Annotated in this window: 17 protein-coding genes; 4 read left to right on the top strand and 13 right to left on the bottom strand. The window is 71.5% G+C overall.

Annotation, left to right across the window (positions count from 1 at the left end):
• Nucleotides 1-76: 76 nt before the first annotated feature.
• From RBJ77_RS04055 to RBJ77_RS04040, 4 genes are read right to left on the bottom strand one after another with little or no spacing between them, the layout of a single operon-like run.
• Complete coding sequence (locus tag RBJ77_RS04055) at nucleotides 77-745, bottom strand: response regulator (protein WP_372343725.1); 669 nt, start codon at nucleotides 743-745, stop codon at nucleotides 77-79.
• The gene (locus tag RBJ77_RS04050; protein WP_372343724.1) at nucleotides 742-1992 is read right to left on the bottom strand and encodes a sensor histidine kinase; all 1251 of its coding nucleotides are present in this window, start codon (nucleotides 1990-1992) and stop codon (nucleotides 742-744) included. The genes RBJ77_RS04055 and RBJ77_RS04050 overlap by 4 nt, the downstream gene beginning before the upstream one ends.
• 13 nt (nucleotides 1993-2005) lie before the next feature.
• Entirely contained in the window at nucleotides 2006-2782 is a 777-nt protein-coding gene (locus tag RBJ77_RS04045; protein ID WP_372343723.1) for an ABC transporter permease, read from the bottom strand.
• Nucleotides 2779-3720: an ATP-binding cassette domain-containing protein gene (locus tag RBJ77_RS04040; protein WP_372343722.1), complete on the bottom strand. Its 942-nt coding sequence runs from the start codon at nucleotides 3718-3720 to the stop codon at nucleotides 2779-2781. Before RBJ77_RS04040 ends, RBJ77_RS04045 begins: the two co-directional genes overlap by 4 nt.
• Before the next feature lie 275 nt (nucleotides 3721-3995).
• Here RBJ77_RS04040 and RBJ77_RS04035 point away from each other — a divergent pair, with 275 nt between their 5' ends.
• Complete coding sequence (locus RBJ77_RS04035) at nucleotides 3996-4553, top strand: N-acetyltransferase family protein (RefSeq protein ID WP_372343727.1); 558 nt, start codon at nucleotides 3996-3998, stop codon at nucleotides 4551-4553.
• A gap of 37 nt (nucleotides 4554-4590) precedes the next feature.
• Here RBJ77_RS04035 and RBJ77_RS04030 read toward each other — a convergent pair whose 3' ends face one another.
• Both RBJ77_RS04030 and RBJ77_RS04025 read right to left on the bottom strand, forming a co-directional pair.
• Nucleotides 4591-5178 carry an NADPH-dependent FMN reductase gene (locus RBJ77_RS04030; RefSeq protein WP_372343721.1) on the bottom strand — a complete coding sequence of 196 codons (588 nt, stop codon included), beginning with the start codon at nucleotides 5176-5178 and terminating at the stop codon, nucleotides 4591-4593.
• Nucleotides 5179-5233: 55 nt separating this feature from the next.
• Nucleotides 5234-6790: an MFS transporter gene (locus tag RBJ77_RS04025; RefSeq protein WP_372343720.1), complete on the bottom strand. Its 1557-nt coding sequence runs from the start codon at nucleotides 6788-6790 to the stop codon at nucleotides 5234-5236.
• A gap of 93 nt (nucleotides 6791-6883) precedes the next feature.
• Here RBJ77_RS04025 and RBJ77_RS04020 point away from each other — a divergent pair, with 93 nt between their 5' ends.
• Entirely contained in the window at nucleotides 6884-7549 is a 666-nt protein-coding gene (locus RBJ77_RS04020; protein ID WP_372343719.1) for a TetR/AcrR family transcriptional regulator, read from the top strand.
• On the opposite strand, the gene RBJ77_RS04015 is transcribed toward RBJ77_RS04020, so the two are convergent.
• The 7 genes from RBJ77_RS04015 to RBJ77_RS03985 all read right to left on the bottom strand — a co-directional run bounded on the left by RBJ77_RS04015 (nucleotide 7546) and on the right by RBJ77_RS03985 (nucleotide 15631).
• Complete coding sequence (locus tag RBJ77_RS04015) at nucleotides 7546-9075, bottom strand: type IV secretory system conjugative DNA transfer family protein (protein WP_372343718.1); 1530 nt, start codon at nucleotides 9073-9075, stop codon at nucleotides 7546-7548. The genes RBJ77_RS04020 and RBJ77_RS04015 overlap by 4 nt on opposite strands.
• A complete protein-coding gene (locus RBJ77_RS04010; protein WP_255983439.1) occupies nucleotides 9075-10490 on the bottom strand; it encodes an ATP-binding protein in 1416 nt (471 codons plus the stop codon). Before RBJ77_RS04010 ends, RBJ77_RS04015 begins: the two co-directional genes overlap by 1 nt.
• Nucleotides 10491-10506: 16 nt before the next feature.
• The gene (locus RBJ77_RS04005; protein ID WP_372343717.1) at nucleotides 10507-12066 is read right to left on the bottom strand and encodes an SCO6880 family protein; all 1560 of its coding nucleotides are present in this window, start codon (nucleotides 12064-12066) and stop codon (nucleotides 10507-10509) included.
• The gene (locus RBJ77_RS04000) at nucleotides 12063-13397 is read right to left on the bottom strand and encodes a hypothetical protein (RefSeq protein WP_372343716.1); all 1335 of its coding nucleotides are present in this window, start codon (nucleotides 13395-13397) and stop codon (nucleotides 12063-12065) included. Before RBJ77_RS04000 ends, RBJ77_RS04005 begins: the two co-directional genes overlap by 4 nt.
• On the bottom strand, nucleotides 13387-14199 hold the full coding sequence (locus tag RBJ77_RS03995; RefSeq protein ID WP_372343726.1) for a hypothetical protein: 813 nt from the start codon (nucleotides 14197-14199) through the stop codon (nucleotides 13387-13389). The genes RBJ77_RS04000 and RBJ77_RS03995 overlap by 11 nt, the downstream gene beginning before the upstream one ends.
• A 245-nt stretch (nucleotides 14200-14444) precedes the next feature.
• On the bottom strand, nucleotides 14445-14753 hold the full coding sequence (locus tag RBJ77_RS03990) for a hypothetical protein (RefSeq protein ID WP_255976741.1): 309 nt from the start codon (nucleotides 14751-14753) through the stop codon (nucleotides 14445-14447).
• A gap of 260 nt (nucleotides 14754-15013) precedes the next feature.
• On the bottom strand, nucleotides 15014-15631 hold the full coding sequence (locus tag RBJ77_RS03985; protein WP_372343715.1) for a DUF4232 domain-containing protein: 618 nt from the start codon (nucleotides 15629-15631) through the stop codon (nucleotides 15014-15016).
• Between the two features lie 299 nt (nucleotides 15632-15930).
• Between RBJ77_RS03985 and RBJ77_RS03980 the strand changes: the two genes are divergently transcribed.
• Together RBJ77_RS03980 and RBJ77_RS03975 are read left to right on the top strand one after the other, a co-directional pair.
• Nucleotides 15931-16941: an NlpC/P60 family protein gene (locus tag RBJ77_RS03980; RefSeq protein WP_372343714.1), complete on the top strand. Its 1011-nt coding sequence runs from the start codon at nucleotides 15931-15933 to the stop codon at nucleotides 16939-16941.
• Nucleotides 16942-17118: 177 nt separating this feature from the next.
• Nucleotides 17119-17841, top strand: coding sequence for a phosphatase PAP2 family protein (locus tag RBJ77_RS03975; RefSeq protein ID WP_372343713.1), 723 nt, complete (start codon nucleotides 17119-17121; stop codon nucleotides 17839-17841).
• Nucleotides 17842-18074: the final 233 nt, after the last annotated feature.

The raw sequence follows: 18074 nt of genomic DNA, 5'->3' as shown, positions 1-18074 counted from the left end.
AAATTTTGAGAGAAGCCCCGGACCGGGACACGGTCCGGGGCTTTTCTGCGTTATAGCGACCGGTTATACCGGCGCGTTATGCCGGCTCCACCAATTTCGCGTCGTACGCCACGATCACCGCCTGCACCCGGTCCCGTGCTCCGGTCTTCGCCAGAATGCGGGAGACGTGGGTCTTCACCGTCGATTCCGCCAGGTGAAGCCGCTGGGCGATCTCCGAGTTCGTCCAGCCCTGCGCGATGACGGTGAGGATCTCGCGTTCGCGGTCGGTGAGGGAGGCGATGCGGGGGTCCGGGCCAGGGGCCGTACCGGGGGCTGCCGGGAGATGGTCGACGTACGCGTCCAGGAGGCGGCGGGTCAGGCTGGGGGCGACGATCGCGTCGCCGGCCGCCACGGCGCGGATGCCGGCGAGGAGTTCCTCCGGGAGCGCGTCCTTGATGAGGAATCCGGAGGCGCCGGCGCGCAGGCCCGCGTACGCGTACTCGTCCATGTCGAACGTGGTGAGGATCAGGACGCGCGGGCCGTCGTCGCCGGTGGAGACGACGCGGCGGGTGGCCTCGATGCCGTCCATGCCGGGCATGCGGATGTCCATCAGGACGACGTCGGGGCGGAGTTCGGCCGCGAGGCGGACCGCGTCCGTCCCCGTGCCCGCCTCGCCGGCCACCTTCAGGTCGTCCTGGCTCTCCAGGAGCATGCGGAAGCCGAAGCGCTGCATGGGCTGGTCGTCGACGATGAGGACCGAAGTCACCTTGAGGTGTCCTTAGGGAGAGGGAGCCGGGCGGTGACCCGCCAGCCGCCGGTGGGCCGGGGACCTGCCTCAAGTGTGCCGTCGTAGAGGGAAGTTCGCTCACGCATTCCCGTGAGACCCCGGCCGCCGGGCGCGGGGGTGCCGCCGTGGCCGGTGTCCGAGACCGTGAGGGTGACGGCGTCCGGGGCGTGGGCGAGGTCGACCGTGGCGGTGGCCTGCGGGCCCGCGTGCTTCAGGGTGTTGGTGAGGGCCTCCTGGGCGATGCGGTACAACGCCAGTTGGGTGCCGGGCGGCAGGTCGGCGGGCTCGGTGCCGTGGTGGGTCACCTCGACGGGGAGGCCCGCCGTGCGGACGCCGTCGATCAGCGCGTCGAGGTCCGTGAGCATGGGCTGCGGGGTCAACTCGGCGGTCTGCGCGGGAGTTTCCGCGCCCAGGACGTCCAGCAGGCGGCGGAGTTCGGTGAGGGCCTGGCGGCTGGTGGTGGCGATCGCGGTGAGGGCCTGGCCCGCCCGCTCGGGGTTGCGGGCGGCCGCGTAGGAGCCGCCGTCGGCGAGGCCCGTGATGACGGAGAGGTTGTGGCCGATGATGTCGTGCATCTCGCGGGCGATCCGGGAGCGTTCGGCGGCGGTCGCGAGCCGGGCCTGCTGGTCGCGTTCCACTTCGAGCTGGCGGGCGCGCTCGACCAGGGAGTTGGTGTAGTCCTGGCGGCTGCGGATGGCGAGGCCGAGGACGGCGACCAGGGCCAGGGCCCAGATCTGGGGGACGACCTGCTGGTCCCAGCTTCCCTTCGGATAGCGGGCCACGCCGACCAGGACCGGGACCATCGTCATCGCGCAGCACAGCACGAGGGTGCGGATGCGGGAGCGCAGGGCCACGTTGAAGACGACGAACAGCTGGAGGAGCGCGGCCTGGAGGACGGCGCCGGTGGCGCTGTTCACGATGCCCGCCGTCACCATGACCGTGAGGGCGGCCATGGGGTGGGTGCGGCGCCACAGCAGCGGGACCGACAGGGCGAGGCTCAGGAAGAGGACGAGCCGGCCGGGGACGTGGGTGTTGTGGGCTATGTTCTGCCAGCCGCCGCCCGAGTAGTCGATGAGGGCGGCGATGACGAAGAAGCCCGCCACGGACAGGTCCCACGGCAGCGGGTGGCGCCGGTCGTAGGCGCGCACCCGCTGGGCGGTGCGTTGCAGGAGCCGCGAGAGCGGCTCCTGCTCCTCGGAGTCGGGCTGGGAGGGCGATGACGTCACCGGGACATCCTGGTCACACGTCGCGGCGCTTGAGAAGGAGGGCCGCCGCGGCGAGGGTGGCGGCCGCCCACAGGACCAGGGCGACGAGGCCGGCGCCCGCGCCGTTGTGGTCGGCGACCGGGGCGATCGAGCCGAGGGCTTCCGCGGACTTGGTCGGGAAGTACTTCACGGCGCTCTGCACGGGGTCGAAGCTGATCATCTGGAGGACCTCGGGGAGGATCATCACGCCTCCGATGAAGGCGCCGATGGCCGCCGGGACCGAGCGGCACAGCGCGCCGAGGCCGAGCGCGATGAGGCTGAGGAGGGTGATGCCCGCCGCGCTGCCCGCGAGGGCGCCGAGGACGCCGGAGTCCGTGAGGGACAGGGCCTTGTCGGTGTCGGAGAGCCAGATCTGGGCGAGCAGGAACGTGCCGACGTTCGTGGCGAACGTGACGGCGAAGGCCACGGCGGTGAAGACGGCGGCCTTCGACCAGAGCACGGGCAGGCGCCGCGGCACGGCCGCCATGGTGGCGCGGACCAGGCCGTTCGCGTACTCGCTCGCCGTGATCAGGATGCCGAGGACGGCGATGCAGATCTGGGAGAGCTGGGTGCCGAAGAGGGTGAAGACGATGGTGTCGATGTTCGCGTCGTCGCCGTCGTAGGTGGAGCCCATCATCAGGCCGACGCCGACCACGAGCGCGACCGAGAGGCCCAGGGTCCACCACGTGCTGCGCAGGGTGCGGAGCTTGTGCCATTCGGCGTGCAGGACGCGCGGGGTGGTCACCGCGTAGGCGGTCGTGGGGGCGCTCATGCTGCGGCTCCTGCCGTGGGCGCGGCCGCCTGGTACTCGACGGCGTCGTGGGTGAGGTTCATGAAGGCCTGCTCCAACGAGGCGGCCTGCGGGGTGAGTTCGAAGAGGGGTACGCCGTGGGCGGCGGCCAGGGTGCCGATCTCGGGGGCGTCGGGACCGTGCACGTGGAGCGTTCCCGGCGCCTCGCCGGCCGTGACCTCGGTGTCCGTGACGCCGGTGGCGGTCAGGAGGTCGCGCAGGCGGGCGGCCTCGGGCGTGACGACCTTGACGTAGGCCGCTCCCGAGGTGCGGACGAGGTCGGCGACCGTGGTGTCGGCGAGGAGGCGGCCGCGGCCGATGACGACCAGGTGGTCGGCGGTCAACGCCATCTCGGACATCAGGTGGGAGGAGACCAGGACCGTACGGCCCTGCTGGGCGAGGGACTTGAGGAGGTTGCGGATCCACAGGACGCCCTCGGGGTCGAGCCCGTTGACCGGTTCGTCGAGGACGATGGCTGCCGGGTCGGCGAGGAGCGCCGCGGCGATGCCGAGCCGCTGCCCCATGCCGAGGGAGAAGCCCTTGACCCGCTTGCCCGCCACGTCCGTCAGGCCGGCCAGGTCGAGGACCTGCTCGACGCGGGAGCGCGGGATGCCGTGCGTGTGGGCGAGCGCCATGAGGTGGTGGAAGGCGGTGCGGCCCGGGTGGACGGCCTTCGCCTCCAGGAGCGCGCCGACCTCGGTGAGGGGGGCCGGGTGGTCGGCGTACGGGCGGCCGCCGATGGTGGCGCGGCCGGCGGTCGGGGCGTCCAGGCCGAGCAGCATGCGCAGCGTGGTGGACTTGCCGGCGCCGTTCGGGCCGAGGAATCCGGTGACCGTGCCGGGCTCGACCGTGAAGGTGAGGTCGTCGACGACGGTCTTGTCGCCGTAGCGTTTGGTGAGTCCGTGGGCTTGGATCGTCATGCGTCGAAGGTAGGGATCGGGCGGGTGCGTGGGCGTCGGACCAGGGGCTCCCGTTCGGAGGGCGGCGTAGTACCGGGGTACGACCTGCCCCCCAAGCGCGTGTGCGGGCCGCGGTGGCCGGGGCGTTCAGCGGAGGGTCAGGGAGCTCAGGGTGGGGCAGGTGCCGGTGCGGCTGGCCGCCATGGGCGCGTGGGGCGGCTGGTCGGGGTGGGCGCGGGTGGGGTGGGTGGCAACGGAACGGAATTCGCTTGCGGCCGGGCGTACGGGCCCCGAGGATCGGGCGCATGAGCGACGTGGACGTACGCCCGGTCCGGGCCGACGAGTGGCGGGCGGTCAAGGAGCTGCGGCTGGCCGCGCTGCGCGACGAGGCGGCGTCGATCGCGTTCCTGGAGACGTACGAGGAAGCGGTCGCGCGGCCGGACGACTTCTGGCGGGACCGGGCCGCGGGCAACTCGCACGGGACGTGGGCCCGGCAGTTCGTGGCGGAGGCGTCCGGCGGGCGGCTCGTCGGGTCCGTGGTGCTGCTCGTCGAGGAGGCCGGGGCGAAGGACTACTTCGGGGACCCGGTGGAGCGGCGGCAGGGCGCGGTCGTCGGGGTGTACGTGCGGCCGGAGGCACGCGGCGGCGGCGTGGTCCGGGGGCTCTTCGACGCCGCCGTGGAGTGGGCCTGGACGATCGACGGGATCGACCGGGTGCGGCTCTACGTGCACGAGGACAACGCGCGGGCCGAGGCGTTCTACCGCCGATACGGTTTCGTACGCACCGGAGGGGCCGTCCCGATGGCGGGCGACCCCTCGAAGCTGGAGCGCGAGATGGAGCTCAGGAAGAGTTGAGCGAGCTCAAGAAGAGTTGAGGGAGTTCAAAGGAGAGTTAGCCGTACGGGGTTTCGGCCCGCGCCGTGCGCAGGGCGCGGGCCCACCAGTCCAGCTGGTCGAGCATGACCTTGGCCGCGCCGGCCGCGCCCTGCTCGTCGTGGGCCGGGCCGCCCTCGGTGAAGAGGCCGTCGTGCGCCTTGTGGAAGCTGACGCCGTCGCGGACCGTGGCGCAGTGCAACTCGGCGAAGACGAGACGCAGTTGCTCGACGGCGCGCAGGCCTCCCGCCACGCCCCCGTACGAGACGAAGCCGACCGGCTTGGCCCTCCACTCGGTGTGGTGCAGGTCGATGAAGTGCTTCAGATGGCCGGGGAAGCTGTGGTTGTACTCGGGCGTGACGATCACGTATGCGTCGGCGGCTTCGACACGGGCCGCCAACTCGGCCTGCGGCGCCGTGTGTTCGTGGCCCCAGGCGGGGTGGGCGTCGGGCAGGTCGAGGTCGGCCAGGTCGATGACGTCGAAGTGGGTGTCGGGGGCGTGGGCCGCGGCCTGTCCGGTGAACCAGGTGCCGACGGTGGGGGCGAGGCGGCCGTCGCGGGTGGAGCCGATGACGATCGCCACGCGCAGGGGCTGGGTGCTGGACATCTGGGGGTTCTCCTTCGGGTGGGGGATCTCGGGTCGTTCACGTCGTTCGGGTTGTTCAGGCCGTTCGGGTCGTCTTCGTGTACGGGGGTGTCCCGGTGCGCTCGGCCGTGGGCCGGGCCCGGTCGCTCCGCCGTGCGGAACGCCGGCCGGCGGCCGGGCTCAGCAGCCGGTGGACGACGAGGGCGAGCACTGTCATCAGGCCGGTCACGGCCCACAGCGTCAGTTGCCACGCCGCCGTGAACTCCGGTGCGTGACCGCCGGCGCCCGCGGTCACCCGGTCGGCCAGGCCGCCCGATCCGAGGCGGGATTCGAGGGAGGCGAGCAGGAGGGCGCCGAACACGGTGAGCATCACCGCGCCGGTGCCGCCGCGCACCGTGTTGAGGAAGCCGGAGGCCATGCCGACCTCGGACGGGGCGACCATCGACATGGCCTGGGCGTCGATGATGCCGATGGACAGGCCCTGGCCCGCGCCGATCGTCAGGAGCGGCCCGGCCAGTGCGGCGGTGGAGATGCCGGGGTGGAGCGTGGTGAGCCAGGCGTTGCCCGCCGCGATCAGCAGCAGGGACAGGACCAGGAGGTGGCGGGCCGGGACGCCGCGGTTGACGAGCCGGGCGCCGAGCGGCGGCAGGGCGAGGACCGGGACGGTCATCAGGAGCAGGGTCAGGCCGGCCGCGCGGGCCGACGTGCCGTTCGCGCCCTGGAGGTAGGTGGGCAGGAAGGCGAGGACGCCGGTGGTGCCCGCGCCGAGCCCGAACGAGCCGACGGCCCAGCCGAGGAAGGCGGGGTTGCGGGCGAGCCGGACGTCGAGGATCGGGCGCCGCCCGGAGCCGGCCCGGACGAGGCGCCGCTCGATCCGCAGGAACGTCACGAGCAGGGCGGCGGCCGACGCCGCGGGGACCAGCGTCTGCGCCGAGCCCCAGCCGGACTTGGAGCCCTGGGTGACGGCGAACAGGGCGAGGGCCAGGCCCGCGATGAACGCCGCCGCGCCCGCCTTGTCCACGCGGGGCCTGACGTCCGCCCGTGACTCGGCCATCAGGCGCGTACCGGCGACGATGACGACGCCCACGGCGACGTAGGACAGGAAGGTGGCCCGCCAGCCGAGGGCGTCGACCGTCCAGCCGGAGAAGGTCGGGCCGAAGGCGAGGCCGAGGCCGGCCGTGGTGCCGAGCGAGGCGAAGACGCGGGTGCGGGCCCGGCCGGTGAAGGTCGCGGCGAGCAGGGAGCCGCCGCTCGCCATGACGCCCGCGGCGCCGACACCGGACAGCAGGCGGGCCGCGTCGAGCAGCAGGACGTTCTGGGCGAGGGCCGAGGCGAGGGTGCCGGCCGTGTACACCGTGGCGCCCGCCGTGAGGATCCGGCGGCGCCCGTAGAGGTCGCCGAGCGAGCCCGCGACCAGCATGAACGAGGAGGCGGCGAGGAAGTAGCCGACGACCACCCACTGCAGGGCCGCGCCGGAGGCGTCGAGGTCGGCGCCGATCCGGGGCAGGGCCACGGTGGTGCCGGACATGGCCATCGGCAGCGTGAGCATGCCGAGGAGGACGACGATCAGGGTGGGGGTGGGGCGGCCGCCGCCGACTTCGCGGGCCGCCGAACCCTGGGATTCGGTTGCCATGGCCGTAAGCTACAACGGTGGTTGTAATAAGTGCAACGGTCGTTGTACCTAGGTCTCTGTGCCTAGGCTGGACGGGAGCGGAGGAGCGTGGGCATGGCGGAGCGGGCGAAGCGCGAACAGGGCGGGCAGCAGCGCAAGGGCACGCTGGAGAAGCGGCAGGCGCTGCTGCGCGGGGCGCGCACGGTCTTCGGGCGCGAGGGCTACACCCGGGCCGGGATCGACGAGATCGCGGCCGAGGCCGGCGTCTCCACCCGCACCCTCTACAACCACTTCGGCGGCAAGGAGAACCTGTTCCGCGAGGTCCTCATGGACAGCGCCGCCGCGGTCACGGCGGCCCATGTCGCCATCATCGAACGGCACTTGGGCAAGGTGACCGACCTCGACAAGGACGTCACCGCGTTCGCCCGGGAGTGGATGGGACGGCGCGGCGAGCACGGCCCGCACATGCTGCTCGTCCGGCAGATCATCTCGGAGGGCCCACACCTGCCCGCCGACGTCATCGAGGAGTGGCAGCGGATCGGGCCGCGTGCGGTGACCGAGGCGGTGCGGCTGCGGCTCGCCGAGCTGGGCGCACAGGGCCTGTTGGCCGTCGACGACGCCAACGCTGCGGAGGCGGCACGGTACTTCACCCTGCTCATCGCCGGGTCCGTCACCGTGGACACGTTCTTCGGAGTGGTGCCGATGGCCGAGTCCGAGGTGGACGCGCGGGTCGACAGCGGCGTGCGGACGTTCCTCCGGCTCTACGCGAACGAACGCTAGACGACCGGGAGTTCGGCGTCCGGCCAGCGGGTGCGGCCCTGTTCCCTGGACCGGAGCAGGGCCAGGGTCACCATGCCCCGGTCCGCTCCGGTGGCCAGCAGCTCCGGCAGCTGGGGAAGCGGAGCCACTGCCGCGACGTCGTCCAGGACGAACGTCATTGGTGGGTCGAGCCGACCGGCAGGTGACCGTTCGGCCATGCGCCGGCCGTGCTCGACCACGCTCGAGGCGAGGGCCGTCAGGAGCGGCATCGCGCCCGGGTTCGCCTTGGGATCCTCGATGGCTTCCCCGACCATATAAAGCGTGCCCCCCTCGTCCACGAAGGAATCCAAGGTGAGCGCATCAGTTCGGTTGGGGGTGCACGCCTCACGGATGTGGACCGAGAAGAGCGAGGACAGCGCGCGGGCCGTCAACTCCTGCGCGATGTCGCGACGTTCGGGGTGCGCGGTGAGCGCCGCTTCGAGCTCGCCCGCGGCGCCGGCCGAGGCTTTCGGATGCGTACGGAGGATGCGTACGGCGTCCTGGACCTGGGTGCCCTGGGCCCAGCGGTGGACGTGGCGGAACGGTTTGCCGTCGACCGCCGCGGCGTGCAGGTAGCAGCGGAGGAGCGTTTCCGCCGTCTCGGCGAGGGCCGAGTCAAGGCGGGCGGTGGGCCTTATGGGGGCGAGGAGCGCTGCCGCGCGGGTGGCCGCCGTCTGCTTGTCGGCGCAGCCCGCGGCGGGGTTCCAGTGCAGGCGGGCCGGGGTGTCGCACAGGTGCGAGGGGTCGTAGAGGAGGACGGGGCCGAGCTTGGACCTGGCGTCCTTGGTCTCGGCCCACACGTCCGGGGACGAGGTGATGACCAGGGCCGGGCCCTCTGCGTCGTGGATGGCCTGTACGGCGAGGGGGTGGCGGGTGTCCGGGGGGCCCAGGTGGAGGGGGCCTCTCGGGGCGGGTACCGGGGTGGGCGTCAGGGGTGGGGTGGGGTCGGACGGGGGCTTTTCCAGCGTGTGCCCGGCTGGGGTTTCTTTTTGTCCGACCGTTGTCGGGGGCTGGTCGCGCCCCGCGGCGGAGCCGTTATCAGGCACAGCCCCGCGCCCCTGACGGGGCGCCGTCTCCCGGTCGACCGCAGCCTCAGCCGTATCAGCGGTGGTAGCCGGAGGCATGGTGGTGCGGCGGGTTGCTCGTACCGCACGCCAGCGGGCCGTCGTTCCGGCCACGAAGACCGTCAGGACCACCAGGATCATCAGCTGGCCGATGAGGAGGCCCCAGAAGAGGCCGTAGCCGGAGAGCTGGGCGGCGGGGGTGTTGGGCCAGGCGCCCGGGATGTCGTGGGGGCGGGCGATCAGTGAGCGCATGGCCAGCGGGGTGTGGCCGAACGTCACGTCCGCGGGCCAGGAGCCCTTGGCGAAGAGGCCCGACAGGCCCGTCGCCGTCCACACCAGGATCGTCATGCCCAGCAGGAACGCCACGACGCCGATCAGCAGCCCGTCCGGGACGCCCCGGGCGCGCTCGCCGCCGTCCCGGTACCCGCGTTCGTCCCGCATCATCAGGCCACCGTGGACTCGGAGGAATCGCTGAGGCGTTGCTCGACGAAGGCCGCGGCGCGCTCCTCCGCCTCCAGTTCGGCCGCGTACAGGGCGTCGTCGCCGACCGGGTCGCTGGAGGACTCCGTCATGGCGCGGTCGGTGAAGACGAGTGGGCGCTCGGTCTCCGTGACCAGGTGTTTGACCACCTGGACGTTGCCGTTGACGTCCCAGACCGCGATGCCGGGGGTGAGCGTCGGGATGATCTCGACCGCCCAGCGGGGCAGGCCGAGGACCCGGCCGGTCGCTCTCGCCTCATCGGCCTTCTGGGCGTAGATGGTTCTGGTCGAGGCCATCTTCAGGATCGCCGCCGCCTCCTTGGCCGCCGCCCCGTCCACCACGTCGGACAGGTGGTGGACGACCGCCACGAAGGACAGGCCGAGGCGCCGGCCGAACTTCAGCAGCCGCTGGAACAGCTGCGCCACGAAGGGCGAGTTGATGATGTGCCAGGCCTCCTCGACGAGGAAGATGCGCTTCTTCCGGTCGGGGCGGATCCAGGTGTGCTCCAGCCAGACGCCGACGATCGCCATCAGGATCGGCATCGCGATGGAGTTGCGGTCGATGTGGGACAGGTCGAAGACGATCAGGGGGGCGTCGAGGTCGATGCCGACCGTCGTCGGACCGTCGAACATGCCGCGCAGGTCACCGTCGACCAGCCGGTCGATGACGAGCGCGACGTCCAGGCCCCAGGCCCGTACGTCCTCTATGGCCACGTTCATGGCCTCGGCCGACTCGGGCTCGGGGTGGCGCAGCTGCTCGACGATGTCGGTCAGGACGGGCTGGCGCTCCACGATCGTCTCGTTGACGTAGGCGTGCGCGACCTTGAGCGCGAAGCCGGAGCGCTCGTCGAGGCCGTGGCCCATCGCGACCTCGATGATCGTGCGGAGCAGCGCCAGCTGGCCCGTCGTCGTGATCGCGGGGTCGAGCGGGTTGAGGCGGATCCCCATGTCCAGGGCGGCCGTCGGGTCGAGCCGGATGGGAGTTATCCCCAGCTCCTGGGCGATGAGGTTCCATTCGCCGACGCCGTCCTCGCCCTGCGCGTCGAGGACGACGACCTGCCGGTCGCGGAACCTCAACTGGCGCAGCACGTACGTCTTCTCCAGCGCGGACTTGCCGTTCCCGGACTCGCCGAGCACCAGCCAGTGCGGGGCGGGGAGCTGCTGCCCGTACAGCTGGAAGGGGTCGTAGATGTAGCCCTTGCCGGAGTACACCTCGCGTCCGATGATCACGCCCGAGTCGCCGAGGCCCGGCGCGGCGGTCGGGAGGTAGACGGCCTGTGCCTGGCCGGTGGACGTGCGCACCGGCAGCCGGGTCGTCTCCACCTTGCCGAACAGGAAGGAGGTGAAGGCGTCCGTGAGCATCGACAGCGGGTCCCGCATGTGTGCGCCTTCCTTACTACCGTCGGATGCCGGTGGCGAACGGCAAGGTGTTCACGAACGCCCGGTGGTGCTCGCGGTCGCACCACTCCAGCTTCAGGTACGACTTGCCCGCGGAGGCGCGGATGGTGCGCTTGTCGCGGGCGAGCGCGTCCGGGTTGCGGGACGAGACGGTGATGTAGCCGACGATGTTGACCCCGGCCGCGCCGCTCGCCAGGTCCTCGCCGCGCTGGTCGAGGCGGCCGTGGGCGGCGATGTCGCGGGGGTCGACGGTCCGGTTCATCTTCGCGGCGCGGGACGCCTCCGCCTCGTCGTTCGTCTTCTCGGTCAGCATCCGCTCGATGGCGACCTCGGTGGGTTCGAGGTCCATCGTGACGGCGACGGTGCGGATGACGTCCGGGGTGTGGACGAGGAGCGGCGCCAGGAAGTTCACGCCCACCGGCGTCATCGGCCACTCCTTCACCCAGGCCGTCGCGTGGCACCAGGGCGCGCGGGTCGACGACTCGCGGGTCTTCGCCTGCAAGTACGTCGGCTCCATGGCGTCCAGCTCGGCGGGCCAGGCATTGCGTTTCGTCATCGCCTGGATGTGGTCGATGGGGTGGTCCGGGTCGTACATGGAGTGGATGAGCGACGCGAGCCTGCCCTGCCCCAGCGGCTGGCGCACGCGGATGTCCGCCTCCTGCAACCGCGAGCAGATGTCGGTCAGTTCACGGGCCATGACGACGGCGAGACCGGCGTCCCGGTCGACCTTCCGGCCCGCCGTGGGGCGGCTGGCGCGCGCCATGGCGTTCGCCTCGGCGGCCAGCTCGCGCGTGTAGTGCATGCAGGCGACGAGGTAGGCACGGTGCTGCTCGCTGCTGGTGGACACCATGGACTGCAGTTGGTCGTACGACTCCTGCAGCCAGCCCAGCGCCCGGTCGTCGCCGCGGACGGCGACGTCCTTGGCGTGCGCGTCGGGGTCGGCGGGCAGCGTCCGGGCGAGCATCTGGAGGCGGGTGACGAACCCGTCCCCGTTGGCCACGTGCTTCAGGAGCGTCCCGAACCGGTCGACCAGGGCCTCCTGGTCCTCGGAGTCGCGCAGGCCGACGCCGGGGCCCTCGATCTCGATGGCCGCGGTCACCGTGCGCCGGTCGGCGTGCAGCAGGACGGCGATCTCGTCGGGCCCGAACGGCGCCGCGAGCCACGTCAGCCGTCCGATGCCGGGCGGCGGTCCGACCTCGACCTCGCGCCCGTCGAGCCGGGTGCCGGCCTCCATGGTGCGGGCGCGGTAGGCGGTGCCGCGCTTCAGCCGGCGCTTGTAACTCCGGTTGATCTCGAACCACTTGTAGAACGTGCGGCCGCGGTACGGGACGTAGACCGCGGCGAGCGCGAGCAGCGGGAAGCCCATGAGCATGACGATCCGCAGGGACAGGACGGGCACGAGGAGCCCGCACATCATGCCGATGAAGGCACCCGCGATGATCAGCGCGAGTTCACCCGACTCGCGGTTCCTGCCGACGATCGCGTTCGGCCGGGCGCGGCCGATCAGATATGTGCGGCGGGGCGTGACCGGAGGGGACACGTGGGACTGGGTCGTCAACGCCCTGCACCTCCTTGCCTGTTGCCGTTGCTGTTGTTGCCACTACCGCGGTTCCTGCTCGCGTGCGGGGTGTTCGTGGGGCTCGTACGGGGCGGGGGTGCGGCGGAGGGGACAGTTCCGCCGCCGCCCCCTGAAGCGGCCGGGCGCGTGCTGTGCGCGGCCACGCCGCCGGACGCGGGGTTGGCCGGGCGGGCCTGGCTGGCGCCGCCGTTGCCGGAACCTCCGCTGTCCGCGCGGGAGCTGTGGGTCTTGATGCCCTGCGAGACGAGGGCGGCGGGCGAGGTGAACGCGGCGGCCGCCTTGCCCTCGGCGCCCTGCATGATCCGGTTCTTGCGCACGTTGGCCATCTCGTCGCCGAAGCCCGGTACGAAGCGGTAGATCATGCCGCTCGCGAAGATGGCGAGCAGCACGATGGCGAGCCCGGAGACGACGGCGGCCAGCGAGTCGGGACCGTCGTCGCTGCTGGACAGCGCCCCGGCGAGGCCCAGCACGATCACGATGACCGGTTTCACCAGGATGACGGCGACCATGATCCCGACCCAGCGGCGGACGTGGCCCCACAGGTTCTTGTCGACGAGCCCCGAGTACACGACGACGCCGAGCAGCGCGCCGACGTAGAGCAGGACGGCGCGCAGGTACAGCTCCAGATAGAGCACTCCGGCGGCGACGATCGACACGAGCGACACCACGATCAGCATGATCGGGCCGCCGCCGATGTCGTCGCCCTTCTTCAGCGCCTCCGAGAACGTCCCGAAGAACGTGTCCGTCTGGTTCCCGGTGGCCTTCGCCAGGACGTCGGTGACGCCGTCCGTGGCCGAGACGACGGTGTACAGGATGAGCGGGGTGAACGCGGAGGCCAGCACGGTCAGCCAGAGGAAGCCGACGGCCTCGGACAGGGCGGTGCTCAGCGGCACGCCGCGCACCGCCCGCTTGGCCACGGCCATCAGCCACAGCAGCAGCGTCAGCACGGTCGACGCGGCGAACACGACGGCGTACTGCTGGAGGAACTTGGGGTTGGTGAAGTCGACCTCGGCGGTCTTCTTCACGGCCTCACTGAGCTGGTCGACGGTCCAGGACGCGGCGTCGGCACAGCCCTTGGCGAGGCTGGAGAGGGGGTCGAGCGGGTTGGTGACGTCGGGCGTGGCGGGCCCGCCGCCGCCTCCGCCGCTCTTGTCGTCCCGTTCGCAGTACTTCTTGGCCGGCCCCGCGATGAGGCTGCAAGGATCGTCCTCAGGGGCGGCGAAGGCGCGTGCCGAGAGGAGGACCACCGCGGTCTGCGCGGCGGCGACGACAGCGGTGACCTTGAGTACGCGGCGTGGGCTACCGGGCATAGGTGAACCCTCCGAAGTCCTTGACCGCGTCGCCGATCTCGTCGGAGCCGGAAACGGGGTTGTCGCCGTTGACGGGAGTGGGGCCGGTCTTCTGGCGGGTTTCGAGGACCTTCCAGCCGTCGTTCCAGTTCAACTTCATGGTCACGGTGAACCAGCTCGTGGTCACCGGGTTCTTGGAGGTTTCGCCGGTGAGCCCGAACAGTCCGTTGCACCAGACCTCGATGGTGGCGCCGCTGCTGGAATAGCTGGTCGTCTTCGTGCCTGCGGGCAACGTACGGTTCACGAACGTGGTGCCCGCGGGAGCCCGCCCGTCGGCGTCGAGCCCGACCGACTTGAGGAACGACTCCGAGTAGTCGGCATCGAAGCCGGACTGCAAGCGGTCACGCGAACTGGCGTCAGCCAGGTCCTGGATGATCCGGCGACGCTCGGCGGCGTTGAACATCCCGTCCCCGCCGAGCCGAACCGCATAGTTCGCGGCAGCGGACTGCGCCCCCTGCTCGTCGTGGGCGAAGCCGGAGTCGACCGGCTTCGTGCCGGTCGGCGCCGTGGGCGACGACTTCGCGGCGGAACCGGAACTCCCGCCCTCACCGCCGGAGGCCCCCTCGTCGCCCCGGTTCGCGAACGCGATGGCCGCGATGAGCAGCACCACGACCCCGACCACGGTGACGAGGGACCGGGACGACGAACGTCCCGGTCTGCGTGCCCCGCCGTACACGTCGCCCCCCGAACCCTCGGGGAGCCGCGTCCGGGTCTGCCCCGTACCGCCGTAGAGGTCGTCGTCATGCCGGTCGTCGAGACTCATTGCGCGCACGCCCCCTCAACCTCTTGCTGAACCGCCGCATACGCCAGATACGACGGTAGCCGTGCTGGTTCCCGCGCGGGCGCGGTGTGGTGACTCGACATCAGGGAGACGCAACCTCAGCCGTTGGGCACGACGGGACAGGTGGGATAGAGGGCGAGGAAGGGATAACCGGGTGGGACCGGCCGGAAACTGACGGTCCCTCGGCCGCAGGACGTACGGCGTGCGGGACCGGTGGGGCCGGCGGGCTAGACGGCCATGCCGTACACGATGGTGAACAGGGTGCCGAGGGATCCGATCAGGAACACCCCGGTCAGGCCCGCGATGATCAGGCCCTTGCCCTGCTCGGCGCTGAAGGTGTCGCGCAGCGCCGTCGCCCCGATGCGTTGTTTGGCCGCACCCCAGATCGCGATGCCGAGACAGAGCAGGATCGCGACCGCCATGATGACCTCGATCATCACGCGTGCCTCGTTGCCCAGTGTCCCGAACGGCCCCCAGTCGGGGGCGATCCCGCCGATGATGGTCGTGATGTCGCCCTTTTCGGCTGCCAGCAGCATGTGTAACTCACCGCCCCATGTGGGTAGTTCTGTCGCCCCCGCCGCAGCGCAGAGGTCAGGCTCATTCTTGCCCAGATTGGCGCTGTTGCCTGCCGCATTGGCGCCATTCGTTGGCCGAGTTCCTACGCTGCCGTGGCTGTCGGGTCGCCTGGTGAGACGGTTCCGTATACGAAGGAACGTACGGTCACTCTGTGTATCACGTGGGGTTACCCGGAGCAATGAGCGGCGGCGGGAAGGGGAGCGGCGGGTGAAACGGGAGGTCAGCCGACGCGGTTCGCCGGGCCGACCGTCAGCTTGCCCGAGTCGCCGCCGTCGGTGACCGGCAGGGTGCCCGCGGGCCAGGCGACGGTGGCCGAGTGCGTCTCGTCCGGGGGCGTGACGACGATCTGCGTCGGGCGGACGCCGGAGCCGCCGCTGTCGTTCACCGGGAACGAGATGTTGAAGGCGGCGGACGCGCCGGTGGCCAGGTCCGCCGGGTAGGCCCGCTCGCCGGAGCGCGGGAGGGAGACCGTGCCCGCGGAGGTCTTCAGGTCGGCGCCGGGGAAGCCGTGGATGCGGCACTTGGGGCCCTTGTTCGCGAGCTGGACCGTCACGACGCCCTGGGTGTCGCCCTCGACGGTGTTGTCGACCGCGGTGACGGTGAGGTTCGCGGTGGTGCAGAGGGCCGACTTCGCGCCGGTTGTGGTGCCGGTGCCTCCGGTGGCCGAGCCGGTCGGCCCGCCGGTGCTGTCGGCCGGCGACGCCGGGGCCGACGCCGTCGGGGAGTCCGCCGGGCTCGGTGGGGTGGCGTCGTCCCCGTTGTCGCAGGCCGTCAGGGACAGGGCCGCGGCGAGGCCGACGGCGGCGAGGACGGTGGAGCGGGTGCGCTTGCGGAACATGGTGGTCCCCCGTGGGTCGTGTGGAGCGTCATCGTGATGGGTGTCGCCGCGGCCGGTGCGGCCTGCGGTGACACCAGAAGAACCGGCGCCGCGCGGGCAGCGGAAGAGCTGCCGGGAGATGCGGGACGGTGGGACGGCCGAACGGCTCTGACCTGTGTGAACAGGGCGTGCCTGGAATGGCCGGATGGGACGGGGTGGACCGGCCGGGGTGGTCGGAACGCTCCCTGACGGGCGGGGTCCGCCCGTAAACTGCCGCCCGGGTTCCTTCCCGATGCGCGGGTGGCGAGAGGCGGTTGACGGTGCGTAAGGCGTGGATCGTCGCGGGATCGGCCGTCGCGGGCGGGACCGGTTTCGTGACCCTGCTCGTCGTCGGGACGTACATGGCGGCCGGCAGCCTGACCAACGGGGTCGGGCAAGGAGCCGTGGGGCTCGCCAAGGGCGCGGTGCCCGCCGCCTACCAGTCGCTGGTGCAGAAGTACGGGAACATGTGCCCCGCCATCAACCCGGCGCTGCTCGCCGCCCAGCTCTACCAGGAGAGCGGGTTCAACCCGAACGCGAAGTCGCCCGCGAAGGCGTACGGGATCGCCCAGTTCATCGCCGGGACCTGGGCCGCGCACGGCGTGGACGGGGACGGCGACGGGGACCGGGACATCTGGGACCCGAACGACGCGATCCCCTCGGCGGCCTCGTACGACTGCAAGCTCGCCAAGTACGTGAAGGACGCGCCCGGCGATCCGACGAAGAACATGCTGGCCGCCTACAACGCGGGCGCGTACGCCGTCATCAAGTACAAGGGCGTGCCGCCCTACCGCGAGACCCAGAACTACGTGAAGACCATCACGACGCTGGAGAAGAGCTTCGCCAGACCCGTCGGGCGGGTGCAGCCCTCGCAGCAGGCCGCGGCCGCCATCTACTACGCACAGAAGAAGCTCGGCACCGAGTACCTGTGGGGCGGGAACGGGACCGCCGACCAGGGCGGCCGGTTCGACTGCTCCGGGCTGACCAAGGCCGCGTACGAGACGGTCGGCGTCGAGCTGCCGCGCGTCGCCAACGACCAGTACAACGCGGGACCGCACCCGAAGCGGGACGAGCTGCTGCCGGGCGACCTCGTGTTCTTCTCGGACGACCTCACCAACAGCCGGGCGATCCGGCACGTGGGGCTCTACGTGGGCGGCGGCTACATGATCGACGCGCCGAGACCGGGTGCCGTCATCCGGTTCGACCCCATCGACACCCCGGACTACTTCGGGGCGACGAGGGTGACGGAGGATGGCGCGAAAGCGCTGCCGACGCCCTCACCCGAAGTGTGACGTGGCTTGAACTCTCTGTTAACCCCGGGCCCTGAGCTGCGGGTTTGTGTCTCTCTTCGATAACGTCTGCGTGATCATTCGGTGGAGCGTGGAACGTAGGGAGTGGGACCGTGCGTTCCTCTTGCTGAACCGGAAAACGACCACGGGGGTGGCTGAAGACGAAGGGGCCGCTGAATCATGGCTGGACTCGAGGCACAGATGAGTTCCGGGTCGAACCCTGACGTCTCGCTGCTCTACGACATCAACGGGCTGACGGACGACACCCCGGGCTGGTTCGACCGGGTCATGGAGTTCGTCGGCGAGTACGGGATCCTGCTCGGCCTCGTCCTCGTCGTCCTGTGGTGCTGGTGGGGGGCCCGCAAGCGGGAGACCCTCGACGACGCCGCGTCGTCCGTGGCCGCCGTCGTGTGGGCGCCGCTCGCCGCCGCCGTCGCCGTGCTCGTGAACGTGCCGATCCGGTCGTTCGTGGAGCGCCCGCGGCCCTTCAAGGACCACGACGGACTGACCGTCCTGGTGACCGGGAAGAACGACTTCTCCTTTGTGAGCGACCACGCGACCATGGCGATGGCCCTGGGCGCGGCCGTCTTCGTGGCGAACCGGAAGCTCGGCTTCGTCGGGCTCGGCCTCGCCGTCCTCGAAGGGTTCTGCCGGGTCTTCATGGGCGTGCACTACCCGACCGATGTCATCGGCGGGTTCGCGCTCGGCACCGCCGTCGCGCTGCTGCTCTCGCCGCTCGCGTCCGCCCTGCTCACGCCGGTGGCGAGGGCGATCGGCCGGACGGGGAAGCTGTCCCGGCTCGTCTGGTCGCCTACGGCTGCGGCGTCGGCGTCCGGAGCGGTGGGGCTTCCTGGGGCCCGGGAGTCCGCGGAGCCCGCGGAGGAGCGGGATCTGGCCGCCTAGCCGCTCCGCTGCGGGCCAGCGCCGTTCCCGTGGCGCCGGCCGCGACGGCGACCGCGGCGGACGCGGTGGCCAGCAGGCCCGCCGCCGGATGGGCTGATCCGTCGTCAAGAGCGGCCGCGGTGCCCGCGCCCAGCGTCAGGACGGCGGCGGTCGCGGCCGTGGCGGCGACTATTCGGGGCGTGTTCATAGGTTCAGGGCAACCCCGGCCGGGAGTCCGGGCCACCCGAGGGCGT

Source organism: Streptomyces sp. KL116D (assembly GCF_030766975.1).
GTDB lineage: Bacteria > Actinomycetota > Actinomycetes > Streptomycetales > Streptomycetaceae > Streptomyces > Streptomyces longispororuber_A.
The sequence above is the reverse complement of the archived record's forward strand: the minus strand, read 5'-3'. Positions and strand labels throughout refer to the sequence as shown.

Excerpts from the sequence above, each read along its gene's own strand:
- RBJ77_RS04000 (WP_372343716.1), bottom strand. The coding sequence starts at position 13,397 with ATGCCCGGTAGCCCACGCCGCGTACTCAAGGTCACCGCTGTCGTCGCC.
- RBJ77_RS03995 (WP_372343726.1), bottom strand. The coding sequence starts at position 14,199 with ATGAGTCTCGACGACCGGCATGACGACGACCTCTACGGCGGTACGGGG.
- RBJ77_RS03990 (WP_255976741.1), bottom strand. The coding sequence starts at position 14,753 with ATGCTGCTGGCAGCCGAAAAGGGCGACATCACGACCATCATCGGCGGG.
- RBJ77_RS03975 (WP_372343713.1), top strand. The coding sequence starts at position 17,119 with ATGGCTGGACTCGAGGCACAGATGAGTTCCGGGTCGAACCCTGACGTC.
- RBJ77_RS04040 (WP_372343722.1), bottom strand. The coding sequence starts at position 3,720 with ATGACGATCCAAGCCCACGGACTCACCAAACGCTACGGCGACAAGACC.
- RBJ77_RS04010 (WP_255983439.1), bottom strand. The coding sequence starts at position 10,490 with ATGCGGGACCCGCTGTCGATGCTCACGGACGCCTTCACCTCCTTCCTG.
- RBJ77_RS04015 (WP_372343718.1), bottom strand. The coding sequence starts at position 9,075 with ATGATGCGGGACGAACGCGGGTACCGGGACGGCGGCGAGCGCGCCCGG.
- RBJ77_RS04045 (WP_372343723.1), bottom strand. The coding sequence starts at position 2,782 with ATGAGCGCCCCCACGACCGCCTACGCGGTGACCACCCCGCGCGTCCTG.
- RBJ77_RS04025 (WP_372343720.1), bottom strand. The coding sequence starts at position 6,790 with ATGGCAACCGAATCCCAGGGTTCGGCGGCCCGCGAAGTCGGCGGCGGC.
- RBJ77_RS04030 (WP_372343721.1), bottom strand. The coding sequence starts at position 5,178 with ATGTCCAGCACCCAGCCCCTGCGCGTGGCGATCGTCATCGGCTCCACC.
- RBJ77_RS03985 (WP_372343715.1), bottom strand. The coding sequence starts at position 15,631 with ATGTTCCGCAAGCGCACCCGCTCCACCGTCCTCGCCGCCGTCGGCCTC.
- RBJ77_RS04020 (WP_372343719.1), top strand. The coding sequence starts at position 6,884 with ATGGCGGAGCGGGCGAAGCGCGAACAGGGCGGGCAGCAGCGCAAGGGC.